This window comes from Capnocytophaga sp. HP1101 (genome assembly GCF_054772415.1).
Genome location: NZ_BPUU01000009.1, coordinates 325048 through 337738, shown reverse-complemented (window position 1 = coordinate 337738; position 12691 = coordinate 325048). Strand labels below are relative to the sequence as shown.

The 12691-nt window shown below is 38.0% G+C and carries 13 protein-coding genes; 10 read left to right on the top strand and 3 right to left on the bottom strand.

Annotated elements, in window-relative coordinates:
• Positions 1–4 precede the first annotated feature (4 nt).
• The 3 genes from RCZ04_RS07495 to RCZ04_RS07485 are packed head-to-tail and all read left to right on the top strand — an operon-like array spanning position 5 to position 2770.
• A complete protein-coding gene (locus tag RCZ04_RS07495; protein ID WP_460485398.1) occupies positions 5–724 on the top strand; it encodes a YebC/PmpR family DNA-binding transcriptional regulator in 720 nt (239 codons plus the stop codon).
• 3 nt (positions 725–727) lie between these two features.
• Entirely contained in the window at positions 728–2209 is a 1482-nt protein-coding gene (locus RCZ04_RS07490) for a potassium/proton antiporter (protein WP_460485397.1), read from the top strand.
• Positions 2210–2224: 15 nt separating this feature from the next.
• Complete coding sequence (locus tag RCZ04_RS07485) at positions 2225–2770, top strand: RsmD family RNA methyltransferase (protein ID WP_460485395.1); 546 nt, start codon at positions 2225–2227, stop codon at positions 2768–2770.
• Here the strand turns inward: RCZ04_RS07485 and RCZ04_RS07480 are convergent.
• Positions 2767–3456, bottom strand: coding sequence for a DNA alkylation repair protein (locus RCZ04_RS07480; RefSeq protein WP_460485394.1), 690 nt, complete (start codon positions 3454–3456; stop codon positions 2767–2769). The genes RCZ04_RS07485 and RCZ04_RS07480 overlap by 4 nt on opposite strands.
• Before the next feature lie 19 nt (positions 3457–3475).
• Positions 3476–3967: a DUF2271 domain-containing protein gene (locus tag RCZ04_RS07475; RefSeq protein ID WP_460485393.1), complete on the bottom strand. Its 492-nt coding sequence runs from the start codon at positions 3965–3967 to the stop codon at positions 3476–3478.
• A gap of 144 nt (positions 3968–4111) precedes the next feature.
• Here RCZ04_RS07475 and RCZ04_RS07470 point away from each other — a divergent pair, with 144 nt between their 5' ends.
• From RCZ04_RS07470 to mgtE, 7 genes are all read left to right on the top strand, one after another.
• Complete coding sequence (locus RCZ04_RS07470) at positions 4112–5149, top strand: DUF445 domain-containing protein (RefSeq protein WP_460485392.1); 1038 nt, start codon at positions 4112–4114, stop codon at positions 5147–5149.
• An 85-nt stretch (positions 5150–5234) separates the two neighbouring features.
• Positions 5235–6365: a tRNA guanosine(34) transglycosylase Tgt gene (gene tgt, locus RCZ04_RS07465; RefSeq protein WP_460485391.1), complete on the top strand. Its 1131-nt coding sequence runs from the start codon at positions 5235–5237 to the stop codon at positions 6363–6365.
• Between the two features lie 97 nt (positions 6366–6462).
• Complete coding sequence (locus RCZ04_RS07460) at positions 6463–7539, top strand: LptF/LptG family permease (protein ID WP_460485390.1); 1077 nt, start codon at positions 6463–6465, stop codon at positions 7537–7539.
• Between the two features lie 350 nt (positions 7540–7889).
• Entirely contained in the window at positions 7890–8543 is a 654-nt protein-coding gene (locus tag RCZ04_RS07455; RefSeq protein ID WP_460485389.1) for a PQLLE family protein, read from the top strand.
• A gap of 143 nt (positions 8544–8686) precedes the next feature.
• The gene (locus RCZ04_RS07450) at positions 8687–9130 is read left to right on the top strand and encodes a hypothetical protein (RefSeq protein WP_460485388.1); all 444 of its coding nucleotides are present in this window, start codon (positions 8687–8689) and stop codon (positions 9128–9130) included.
• A gap of 23 nt (positions 9131–9153) precedes the next feature.
• Complete coding sequence (gene rsmA / locus RCZ04_RS07445) at positions 9154–9930, top strand: ribosomal RNA small subunit methyltransferase A (RefSeq protein ID WP_460485387.1); 777 nt, start codon at positions 9154–9156, stop codon at positions 9928–9930.
• Between the two features lie 2 nt (positions 9931–9932).
• Positions 9933–11288 carry a magnesium transporter gene (gene mgtE / locus RCZ04_RS07440; RefSeq protein WP_460485386.1) on the top strand — a complete coding sequence of 452 codons (1356 nt, stop codon included), beginning with the start codon at positions 9933–9935 and terminating at the stop codon, positions 11286–11288.
• Here the strand turns inward: mgtE and RCZ04_RS07435 are convergent, their stop codons facing one another.
• A complete protein-coding gene (locus RCZ04_RS07435; RefSeq protein ID WP_460485385.1) occupies positions 11289–12503 on the bottom strand; it encodes a bifunctional folylpolyglutamate synthase/dihydrofolate synthase in 1215 nt (404 codons plus the stop codon).
• Between the last annotated feature and the right edge of the window lie 188 nt (positions 12504–12691).

Here is a 12691-nt window from a genome sequence, read left to right as displayed (position 1 = left end):
ATAAATGGGAAGAGCATTTGAATTTAGAAAAGCCCGTAAATTTAAACGTTGGGCAGCAATGGCAAAGACATTTACCCGTATAGGGAAAGACATCGTAATGGCAGTGAAAGAGGGGGGACCTCACCCTGAGAGCAACTCACGCTTACGCGCCGTGATACAGAATGCCAAAGCCGCCAATATGCCCAAAGAAAATATTGAGCGCGCCATTAAAAAGGCGAGTGAAAAAGATACCGCTAACTATAAGGAAGTCCTTTTTGAAGGCTATGCCCCTCACGGTATTGCCCTGCTGATTGAAACGGCTACCGACAATAACAATCGTACCGTAGCAAATATCCGTAGTTATTTTAACAAGTGCAATGGTACTTTAGGAACTTCGGGTTCAGTAGAGTTTATGTTTGACCACACTTGTAACTTCCGCATCAATGCAGCAGGTATTGACCCAGAAGAGTTGGAACTCGAGATGATAGATTTTGGGGCAGAAGAAGTGTTTGTAGATGAAGACGGCATCTTAATTTACGCACCTTTTGAGAGCTTTGGGGCGATACAAAAAGAATTGGAGAGTCGCGGTATAGAAATCCTTTCTTCAGGATTTGAGCGCATTCCGCAGGTAACCAAAGAACTCACCCCTGAAGAACAAGCTGACGTTGAGAAACTTCTCGAAAAAATAGAAGAGGACGAGGACGTGCAGAACGTTTACCACACGATGAAAGAAGCAGAAGAGTAGCCTATGAGTTTAACCTCTGAAAATATATTATTAATAGGTTCATTGCTACTGCTGATTAGTTTGGTAGTAGGAAAAACCTCCTTTAAATTCGGCGTTCCCACCCTTTTGTTATTCTTAGGGGTGGGAATGTTGGCTGGTAGTGATGGGATACTTAAAATACAGTTTAACGATCCCAGCTTAGCGCAGTTTATCGGTATTATCTCCTTGAACTTTATCTTGTTCTCAGGAGGTTTAGAAACACGATGGAAGTCAGTAAAGCCTATTCTCTATCAAGGCATAGTGCTCTCTACCCTCGGGGTGCTGCTCACAGCCGTATTCTTGGGGCTCTTTGTGTTCTATGTTACCGATTTTACCATTTATGAGAGTCTTTTGCTGGGGGCAATTGTCTCCTCTACCGATGCTGCTGCTGTATTCTCTATTCTCCGATCTAAAAACTTAGACTTAAAGTACAACTTGCGTCCTACCTTGGAGTTTGAGAGTGGTAGTAACGACCCTATGGCCTACGTGCTTACCACGGCTTTCTTGGGACTGGTGATGAACCCACAAGAGAGTATCCCAATGGTGATTCTTACTTTCTTTACTCAGATTATCTTAGGAGGCGTGTTGGGGTTTGCCTTTGGAAAACTCAGCAAACTCATATTCAATCGTATTCACTTAGGTTTTGAAGGACTGTACCCTGTGTTAGCAATTGCGTTGATGTACCTCACTTTCTCGGCTACTGAAGCCCTGAAAGGTAACGGATTTTTAGCAATTTACGTATGTGCAGTGTACTTGGGTAACCACAGTTTTATCCACAAAGGCAGTGTATTAAAAATGTTCGACGGTTTGGCGTGGCTGATGCAAATCGTGCTGTTCCTCACCTTGGGGCTCTTGGTAAATCCTAAAGACATTATTCCATTGGCAGGTATTGGATTACTCATATCGGGTTTCTTGATAGTGGTAGCACGTCCGCTAAGCGTGTTCCTCAGTACGAGTCCGTTTAAGATGAAGTTTGCACGACGTTTGTACATTTCGTGGGTAGGCTTGCGCGGTGCTGTGCCTATTGTATTTGCTACCTATCCGCTGTTGTTCTTGGACGATAAGGACAAAGCACATACTATTTTTAATATAGTGTTCTTCATTTCGGTAACTTCGGTGCTCATTCAGGGTACGAGTCTATCAGTAGTAGCCAAGTGGTTAGGAATGGCTTCCGAAACTCAAGAAGAAAACGCCGAAAATCCTGTAGATGCTATTGTAAAGGAACACCCTAAAGCAGTGATGCAAGAAATCCCTATTGGCGATAGCTGTGCCATAGTACACTCTGAGATTGTAGATTTGGATTTTCCCAAAAATGCGATCATTGCAATGATACAACGCGGAGGCACTTATATCACGCCTAATGGTTCTACCAAAATAGAAAGCGGTGATGTGCTCATCGTGATTGCCGACACTCAAGAGGCTATGAACGAGGTAAAACAGAGCTTAGCAGTAAGTGAAAGCGTTTAATAAACAAGTGGATTTATGAGAATAATATCAGGGAAGAACAAAGGAAAACAGCTTATAGCACCCAGTAAATTGCCCGTGCGCCCTACTACCGATTTCGCTAAGGAAGCACTATTTAATATACTCAATAACTATTATTATTTTGAAGAACTTTCTGTACTCGACCTTTTTGCAGGTACGGGAAATATTAGTTATGAGTTTGCAAGCAGAGGTTGTCCCTCAGTATTATCAGTTGATAGCCATAGCGGTTGCGTGCAATTTATCAATAAAATAGCACGTGAATTAGTCTATCCTATTACTGCACTTAGAACTGATGTATATGAATATTTAAAACGCACTACTCAGCAGTTTGACGTTATCTTTGCTGACCCTCCGTATGATTTCCCGATTGAAAAATTCACTGCTATTGCTGATATAGTTTTCACTCAAAACCTACTTACTGAAAGCGGAATGCTCATTATTGAACATTCTTCAAAAACAGATTTATCAGAAATGCCTTTTTTCTCACAAGCAAAGAAATATGGGGGGAGTGTATTTAGTTTTTTTGAAAGAGAAGAAGATTAGAGCTTAAACTGTAACAAATATTTCTTAGTATCTTCGGAAATACGACGACTCTCTCTTGCTTTTTGTATACTCTTGTTCTGAACAAAAGGAGAAAGCGCCTTAGATTCTATGTAAGGGATTGTTGCTTCGTATTGTTTTGCCAAAGCAGTTGCAAAATACCACGCTATCATCATATTTATGTAGTATTCATCTGATGTAATTCCTGCTACCCACTCCAGATATTCTTCTTTAAAATGAGTATCTAAATAATTAGACAATAACAAGCCAATTCCATAACGTACTGTATAGGTTTCTTTACTTGTAATCCACTGTTTGATGTGTTTTAACGTCTCATCAGGGTATTTCAAGAAGATTTTAGGAACAAAAGTATCGCAAGTAGCCCAATTATCAATATAAGGGAGGAACCGCTCTGTATATTGTATCGCTTTATCAAAATCTTGTAACTGTTCAATGATAAAACCGTGTAGGTTATTCTCCTCATAATAATAATGAGGCAACTTTTCTAAGAAACTCATCGCTTCTGTAGGGTAATGCTTTACCAATTCCTTAGCCAACGCTCGCATTGCAGGAGTTCTAACCCCTATAATGCGAGATTTCTCCACAGTAGGAATCAAGTTCGCTGTAAAATCTCTATAAGGAGAGTCTTCTAATGCCCATAACCGGTCTAAAATAGCTTCTTTACTCATAGTTTCTTTAAGGTGATTGTCAATCGTTAGGCATTAATCTCACATAACGGATATATCCTTTACCTTCAACTTTAGTGTTAAGGCTCTCGGTTTTAAAATCCACTTCAGCATCTTTAGCATAGTAATACTCATCTTCAACAACAGTTTCAAAACGTATTTTGTAACCCTTGTTCAGTTTGCTTTCATCAATTGTAAGTATTTTTACAGTGCGTTCTCCACCACTAATGGTAGCTCCCGTAATCCCATCAATTGTCTCGCGTTTACCGTAAAACTTCCACCATTGAGTGAGGTCATCATACCATTCAGGGTCATCGCCAAGAATTTGTAATGTTTGCTCATATTTACCTTCAGGATTAATGAGCGAAACTACTACATAAGCTCCTTCGCCTTTGTAATTGGTAAGTTGTATGAGGCATTTATATTTCTTAACAGTTGCTTGCTGTACAAATGAAAGAGTAAGCAAAGCAATCATTACTACGGCTAATGTTATTAAAAAGTTCTTTTTCATCATCTTTATTACAAGTTTTAAAATACTACTATTTAGAATAAACTGATGCAAAGATAGATAATAATTACTATCTGACAATTTATATACTCAACTTTTTTATTTTTCGCACATTTCTTCGTACCTTTGCACCATAAAAACCGAGAATTTATGAACAGTTCCAAAAGCCAAAAACTGCAACGTCACAAGAATATTGCTACAGGGCTCTTTGTTTTGATGTTCATCATTTACATAGCAATGGTGATAGCACACAAAAGAGCTCCTGAACTCACTTTTATAGGTTATGTAAAGGCTTTTGCCGAAGCTGCAATGGTGGGAGCTCTTGCCGATTGGTTTGCTGTTACAGCGCTCTTTCATAAACCTTTAGGGTTAAATATTCCACATACCAATCTCATTGAAGAACGAAAGAAAGACATAGGTGAAAACTTAGGTGATTTTGTAGTACAAAACTTTTTAAAACCAAAGCAAATACGTCCTTACATTATTGATATTAAAGTATCATCATTTATAGTTGAGTGGCTATCAAAAGAAAGTACTCCATCTAAAATAGAATCTTTTGTAAAAGGAATTCCTCTCAATGCAAAGGCAAGTGAAGTATTCACCACTTTTTTAGACGAGCACAAACATCAGAAATTTCTTCGGAAAGCTTTTGAAAAGGTAGCTACTTATCTCGCCGAACATCAAGAGCTGGTGCAACAGGAAATTGACAGCCAATTTCCTCCTCTTGTTCCATATTTTATTAAAGATACGATTACTCGGAAGGTGAGTAATGGGCTCTACCAATTAGTTGTGAAAGCTTCAGAAGATGAAACACACCCTATCAGGGCTGAAATTACAGCGCAATTGTATGAATTTGCCGAAAAACTCAATACTCCTGAGTGGGAACAACATCTTGCAAAGCTATTACGCACCGCTACGGAGCGCCTCACCGATGAACTCCGCAAAAATACTCACTTGCAACACCAAATAGACGCTTGGGTACAGAAAACTGCCTATCAGTTTGTGCTAAAAAACAAAGAGGAAGTAGGCAAACTCATCAGTCAAACGGTGGAGAACTGGGAGGGACGCGAATTGAGCGAAAAACTAGAATTAGAAGTAGGAAAAGACCTTCAATTTATCCGTATCAATGGCACTTTGGTAGGTGGATTAGTAGGTTTAGCCATTTACGCCTTTACTCAGTTATTCTGAAAGAAATATTAGCCTATTTGCTAACGTTCCTAATTTGCTAATTTGCTAATTCTTCCCTACCTTTGCGCCCGAAAACGTTTCAACTATGGATTTTGAAATACTAAAAACAGACGAACATACTAAAGCACGTGCCGGAAAGATTACTACTGCTCACGGCGTAATTGAAACTCCCATTTTTATGCCTGTGGGAACGGTGGGGAGCGTGAAAGGAGTGCACCAACGCGAACTGAAAGACGATATTAATGCCGATATCATCTTGGGGAACACCTATCACCTTTATTTACGACCTCAAACACCCATTTTGGAAAAAGCAGGAGGCTTACATAAGTTTATTAATTGGGATAGAAACATACTTACCGATAGCGGTGGGTATCAAGTATATTCATTGGCTGCTAACCGAAAGATAAAAGAAGAAGGTGTAAAGTTCAAAAGCCATATCGATGGCTCTTTTCACTTCTTTTCACCCGAAAAAGTAATGGAAATAGAACGCAGTATAGGTGCTGATATTATGATGGCTTTTGATGAATGCACGCCTTACCCTTGTGAATACGGTTATGCCAAACGTTCAATGCATATGACGCATAGGTGGCTTGATAGATGCATTGCTCATCTTGAAAAAGTACCTCCTAAATACGGTTATCATCAAAGTTTATTCCCGATAGTACAAGGGTCAGTCTATAAAGACCTTCGTACACAATCTGCCGAATATATTGCAAGCAAAAATGCTGATGGTAATGCTATCGGGGGACTATCAGTAGGTGAACCCGTAGAACAAATGTATGAAATGACTGAACTTGTATGCGATATTCTTCCTAAAGACAAGCCCAGATACCTTATGGGAGTGGGTACACCCGTTAATATATTGGAAAATATTGCTTTGGGAGTGGATATGATGGATTGTGTAATGCCCACGCGCAATGCTCGCAACGGAATGCTCTTTACTGCAAAGGGAATAATCAATATTAAAAACAAAAAATGGGAAGATGATTTCTCGCCCATAGACCCTGACGGGCATACTTACGTAGATACATACTATACGAAAGCCTATTTGCGTCATTTATTCGCTGCTAACGAGTTTTTGGGCAAACAAATCGCTTCAATTCACAATCTTGGTTTCTATTTATGGCTTGTGAGGGAAGCTCGCCGTCAAATTGTAGCGGGTACTTTCCTTCAGTGGAAGACAAAAATGGTTGCTGATATGTCAAATCGCCTTTAAACAAACAAAATTAATTAATATACTTCTGATAAAAACGCTTTTGCGTTGCCAATTCCCCTTTCGGAGGGGGATAGGGGAGGTTTAAAAAAACAAAAAAATGAAAATACTCGACTGGTACATCTTAAAACGCTATCTTCTTACCTTCTTTATGATGATAATTCTCTTTATTCCTATCGGAATTATCGTAGATTTATCTGAAAAAGTAGATAAGATGATACAAAAGAACGCCCCGATGAACGAAATACTGTGGTATTACCTCAGTTTTATCGTTTATTTTGCCAATATATTGTTTCCCATCTTGCTATTCCTCTCTATCATCTGGTTTACGTCAAAGTTAGCCAATAATACTGAGATAATCGCTATCCAAAGCTCAGGTGTATCGTATATGCGCTTTTTGCGTCCGTATATCGTGGGTGCGAGTGTCATTTCGGTGATAGTGTTCTTTATGGGAATGTTTATTGTACCCGCTGCCAGCACTATTTATAACGATTTTTGGAATAGATATATCCGTTCGGGCGAAGTGAAAAGTGTTTCTGACCTTTATAATCAGTTTTCTGACAATGATTATCTGTATGTAAGTTCATTTAATTACGAAGATAAAAAAGGGTATAATTTTTCGGTAGAACATTTTGACGATATTAAGATGACACAAAAGATAAATGCCGAAACGATTCAGTGGATAGACAGTACGAAAACCTATCGGCTTACAGGGTATTCCAAAAGAACGATAGGGGAGGGTGACGATATGATAGTGAAACGCGACCAGTTAGACACGATATTCAATTTCAAACCCGATGACCTAATGCCGATGGAATATACAGCCGAAAATAAGAACTTGTTTGAGCTGAATAAGTTCATTGAACGCGAAAAGATGAAAGGGTCACCTAATTTAAATATGTATCTATTGGTAAAATACCGCCGTTGGGGTGCTATAAGCACCGCCTTTATCCTTACGCTCATAGGAGTGGCAGTTTCATCAGTAAAAAAGCGTGGAGGAATGGGAATCAACCTAATGGTGGGGGTAGTCGTAGGCTTTAGCTTCGTCTTCTTCGACCGTGTGTTTGGAACTCTCGCTCAAACCTCAGGAGGCTTATCACCATTAATGGCAGTCCTTTTGCCTAACCTTATTTTCCTTACCTTAGCAATCTTGTTACTCCGAAAAGTAAGAAGCTGATAGCGCATTTTATCTATTTGTAACGCAAAAAGAAACTGTTTCAATAGTAAAACAAAATAAAGTAAACATAAAAGATAATAAAGTAATATTATAACGAAATTAAGTAATAAGTATAAAGTGTATTGCAACATTAAAATAAGCTACTGTAACTACAAACGAAAGTAATGTAACAGGTTATCGTCTTATTTTAAACCTATATTGTATGTCTATAAAAAATATATTTTTACTAACATAAACAATACCTGACAATGTGTTATTTGGCAGGATTTTTGCGGTATAAAAATGAATATAATTCATAAAAAATTAACATTTTTCAACTAAATAAATAACCTTTTAAAATATGTAATATTATGAAGGAAAAGAGCACAGAATTAAAAACACTTGAAAACAGACGTTTGTTATTTACCAATTACAGCGAAATAGCCGAATTGAAAGCTCAGTTAGAGGAATATCAATACAATGAAGAGGCTATGAAAATAGGTAAAGCGCTTTATGACAAAGCACAAGCTGCTTATAACGACAATTTGGCAAAAACAAGCCAAACGGTAGAGAAAAGAGCCTTGTTTGAAAAGGCTTATAAAGCGATGAACGACAAATATAAAGAGCATCGTAAGGTCGCAAAAGTAGCGTTAAAAGCATCTCCCGAAGCGCTGGTATCATTTGGATTAAAAGGAACGATGTCGCGCGATTATCTGGAAGGTTTAGCCATCACGAAAAAGCTTTACGAGGGCATTAAAGCCACTACTACTCAGCGGGCATCCCTCGACAGGTTCAAACTTACAGAAGCCATCGCCGATGAACAGCTTTCAGCCATTGTGAAAGTGGAAGAATTGCGTGCGGAATACGTAAAATTACGTGGTATCGACCAGCAAGCTACCCAGGATAAAAACAAAGCCTTTGAGGCGATGAACAAATGGGTAAAGGAATTCTACGAAGTAGCCAAGATAGCCCTTTCTGACCGTCCGCAACTGCTTGAAAGCATTGGTAAACTCGTAAAGAGTTAGTTGTAACGCAATTATATACACATTTTAGCACAGAAGCCCTCCATCCTCACCAAATTTAAAAATTATTCTTTTTCATATGACATTATTAGTAACAATTGGGGTGTGGCTTCTGTGTATTTTTAAATTGCACAAGAATGTATATTATGAAAACAGCTATAAAATTTAAAGAAACGCAATTTTCTTACATATTACTGTCTATTTTAGCTCTTTTTATAGGAATTATAGCTTTTTCAGGCTATCAGAGCAAAGAAGGTTGGGCAATAATTGCATTATTAGTAGCTATTTTAGTAGTTGTATTCTATAAACTTACTACTGTAATTGACGATAAAGGTATTGTAGCTTCATTTGGTGTTGGTATACTCAGCAGGCGAATGACTTTTGATGAAATAGATGTATCTACGTTACAATTAATAGATATTCCTTGGTATTATGGCATCGGGATACGCTATACTTCGTCAGGTATCATCTATAATACGAAATATAATAAGGCAATCAGGATAGTGTCTAAGGACAGAAAGAAGGTGTTTTTGGTAGGAACTGACCATTATGAGGAAATAAAGTCGATACTTCTGCAAAAGAACAACTAAAAGCCTCGCTGAAAGGTATATAAATGGAATTAGTAAAAGCAAAAAAGCATTTAGGGCAACATTTCTTAAAAGATTTAAACATTGCACAAAAAATAGCCGATACGCTATCGCTAAAAGGATATAAAAAAGTGGTAGAAATAGGAGCTGGAATGGGCGTACTCACTCAGTTCTTGCTCAAAAAAGACGTTGATGTGCACATAGTAGAAATTGATAAGGAATCGGTAGCTTATTTAGAGGCAAATTATCCTGCATTAAGAGGAAAAATCATCGCCGATGACTTTTTGAAATATGATGTAGCGGGGTATTTAGCCGAACCCTTTGCTATTATAGGTAATTTTCCTTATAATATATCTACTCAAATCGTTTTTAAACTACTTGAACTGCGAGAATACGTTCCTGAGTTTAGCGGAATGTTTCAGAAAGAGGTTGCCGAACGTATATGCGAGCACGAAGGCAGTAAAACGTATGGTATTTTATCTGTTTTAGTGCAAACTTTTTATGATGCAAGCTATTTATTCACAGTTTCGGAGGGTGTTTTTAATCCTCCGCCCAAAGTAAAGAGTGGTGTCATACGATTAGTACGAAAAACTGATTTCCATTTAGATTGTGATGAGGCTTTATTCTTTACCGTAGTGAAAATGGCTTTCAATCAACGGCGAAAAACTCTTCGTAATAGCCTAAAACCACTACTTACAGATGAAAATTTAAAACAAGACCCTATATTTGATAAACGTCCTGAGCAATTACCTTGGCAAGAGTTTGTGAAAATAACAAAAATGTTACATAAGGGAGATAATTAACTATGGCAACGTTTAAGATAACCGATGAACTCATTGAGAAAATTAAACAACTCATTGAGGAAAAGCAAAATAAAGAACTTACCACCCTCTTAAATGATTTACACTATGCCGATATAGCTGAAATCATTCACGAATTGGATATTGAAGAGGGGGTATACATCATTCGTCTCATTGATGCTGAGAAAACATCAGATGTACTCACAGAATTAGACGATGATTACCGTGAAAATATCTTAAAAAACCTTTCTGCAAAAGAAATTGCCGATGAAATCATAGAGCTTGACACCGATGATGCGGTGGATATTATTGCTGAACTGCCTGAAGAACGTAAAACAGAGGTAATTTCTCATATTACAGACGTAGAACACGCCAAAGACATCGTAGAATTACTTCGTTATGACGAACATACTGCGGGGGGACTAATGGCGAAAGAACTTGTAAAGGTAAATGAGAATTGGAATGTGCTAAAATGCGTAAAAGAAATGCGTGAACAAGCAGCTTATGTTACACGAGTACATTCTATTTATGTGGTAGATGATAATGATGTGCTTAAAGGACGATTGTCACTTAAAGATTTGCTTACTACTTCCACACGTTCAGAAGTGAAAGACATTTATATTCCAAAAGTAGACTACGTATACGTTACTGATACAGCCGAAGAGGTAGCTCACATAATGAGTAAGTATGACTTAGAGGCAATTCCCGTAGTTGATGAGATGAAACGCCTTGTGGGGCGCATTACCATTGATGACGTAGTGGACGTGATTAAAGAAGAAGCTGAAAAAGACTATCAGTTGGCTGCCGGTATCACCAATGATGTAGAAGCAGATGATAATGTATGGAAACTTACCAAAGCGCGTTTGCCTTGGTTGCTTATTGGAATGTTTGGAGGCTTAGGTGCAGCGAGTATTATCAATGGTTTTCAGGATACGATGATGGTTTACCCTATATTATTGATATTTATACCGCTTATTCAGGCTACTGCAGGAAATGTGGGAGTACAATCATCGGCGATAATAGTACAAGGGTTGGCAAATAACTCTATTGATGGTGAAATTATCAGACGATTGTTTAAGGAATTCCTATTGGGGCTCATCAACGGAGGAACTATTGCAGGAATAGTGATATTAGTAAGCCATTTTGCTTTTCAAGCTGAGTATTTAGTAAGTATTACGGTAGCCATAGCCCTTGTTACAGTGATTGTAAATGCTGCTGTAATAGGTACTTTTATCCCGATTCTCCTTCACAAGCGCGGTATTGACCCCGCTGTCGCTACGGGACCGTTTATCACTACCAGCAATGATGTTTTAGGTATCTTGATTTACTTTTTTATCGCAAAAATGATATTAGGGTTTTAATTACACCACTTCAGCAACTACAAACGTGCTCCCACCCACAAAGATAAAGTCAGTGGGAAGTGCTTGTGCCTTAGCGGCATTTAAGGCTTCTTGTACAGAAGGATAAGCATTGCCTTGGAGTCCTTTTGCAGTGGCAATTTCCTTTAATGAATTTACATTCAGTCCTCTTGCAATGGCAGGACTACAGAAGTAATAAGTAGCTTCTTTAGGGAAAAGCTCTAAAACACCATTTACGTCTTTTTCTTTTACAAAACCTACAACCATATGAAGATGTGTATAGGTTTGCTTTTTAAGTTGTTGCATTACATAAGTAAGTCCGCCCACATTATGTCCTGTATCACATACGATAGTAGGGTAGGAGCCAAGGGTTTGCCAACGACCTTTCAGATTTGTATTGCGTACCACGTGTAAAAGTCCTTGTGCAATATTCTCCGGAGTAATATCCCACCCTTGGTGGATAAGCAATTCGGTAACGGCTATCACTCCTTTGATATTTTTTTCTTGGTAATCCCCTTGAAGGTCGGTTGTAAGAGAAGTTTGTAGATTGTTGGCAAAAATAATAGGAGCGTTCATTTCTTTCGCTTTTGCTGTAAATACAGGAGCTGTCTCTTCTTGGTATTCACTAATTACTACAGGCACATTTCGTTTGATGATACCCGCTTTTTCAAAAGCTATTTTGGGTAAAGTATCTCCCAGAATATCAGTATGGTCTTTAGAAATGTTAGTAATGAGTGAAACTTCGGGAATGATAATATTAGTGGAGTCAAAACGCCCTCCTAAGCCTACTTCTATCACAGCGATATCCACTTTTTCTTCATCGAAATAATTAAAAGCCATTCCTACGGTCATTTCAAAGAATGAGAGGTGGTGTTCTTCTAAAAAAGACTTGTTTTTAGCTATAAAACTTACCACATAGTCTTCAGGTATTTCCTCTCCATTGATTTTGATACGCTCACGGAAGTCTTTGAGGTGTGGAGAGGTGTATAATCCTACCTTATAACCTGCCTCTTGTAGGATAGATGCGAGCATACTGCTGGAAGAACCCTTTCCGTTCGTGCCTGCAATATGTAAACTTTTGAATTTTGTTTGAGGGTTTCCTAAGAACGAAGTAAAGGCGAGGATATTATCTAATTTGTTGTTCAAAGCGGTTTTACCTTGTGTTTGAAACATTGGCAAACGGTTGAACATCCACGAAAGTGTTTCTTGATAATTCAATGTTAAAGATAGTTTTTAGTTGTTGTACAATTAAAAATGAGATAATCAGTTATAAGTATAACTATTATCTCATTGGGGATTTTATGGTTTCTTGTTTCTTAGAGTAAACCTTTTCTTTTCACGATAATTATTAGAAAAAGGTTTAATAATCAATAATAAAACAATAACAGCAAAAATAATAAGAAACA

Excerpts from the sequence above, each read along its gene's own strand:
- RCZ04_RS07480 (WP_460485394.1), bottom strand. The coding sequence starts at position 3,456 with ATGAGTAAAGAAGCTATTTTAGACCGGTTATGGGCATTAGAAGACTCT.
- tgt (WP_460485391.1), top strand. The coding sequence starts at position 5,235 with ATGGATTTTGAAATACTAAAAACAGACGAACATACTAAAGCACGTGCC.
- mgtE (WP_460485386.1), top strand. The coding sequence starts at position 9,933 with ATGGCAACGTTTAAGATAACCGATGAACTCATTGAGAAAATTAAACAA.
- RCZ04_RS07455 (WP_460485389.1), top strand. The coding sequence starts at position 7,890 with ATGAAGGAAAAGAGCACAGAATTAAAAACACTTGAAAACAGACGTTTG.
- RCZ04_RS07460 (WP_460485390.1), top strand. The coding sequence starts at position 6,463 with ATGAAAATACTCGACTGGTACATCTTAAAACGCTATCTTCTTACCTTC.
- RCZ04_RS07450 (WP_460485388.1), top strand. The coding sequence starts at position 8,687 with ATGAAAACAGCTATAAAATTTAAAGAAACGCAATTTTCTTACATATTA.
- RCZ04_RS07470 (WP_460485392.1), top strand. The coding sequence starts at position 4,112 with ATGAACAGTTCCAAAAGCCAAAAACTGCAACGTCACAAGAATATTGCT.
- RCZ04_RS07475 (WP_460485393.1), bottom strand. The coding sequence starts at position 3,967 with ATGATGAAAAAGAACTTTTTAATAACATTAGCCGTAGTAATGATTGCT.
- RCZ04_RS07485 (WP_460485395.1), top strand. The coding sequence starts at position 2,225 with ATGAGAATAATATCAGGGAAGAACAAAGGAAAACAGCTTATAGCACCC.
- RCZ04_RS07495 (WP_460485398.1), top strand. The coding sequence starts at position 5 with ATGGGAAGAGCATTTGAATTTAGAAAAGCCCGTAAATTTAAACGTTGG.
- rsmA (WP_460485387.1), top strand. The coding sequence starts at position 9,154 with ATGGAATTAGTAAAAGCAAAAAAGCATTTAGGGCAACATTTCTTAAAA.
- RCZ04_RS07490 (WP_460485397.1), top strand. The coding sequence starts at position 728 with ATGAGTTTAACCTCTGAAAATATATTATTAATAGGTTCATTGCTACTG.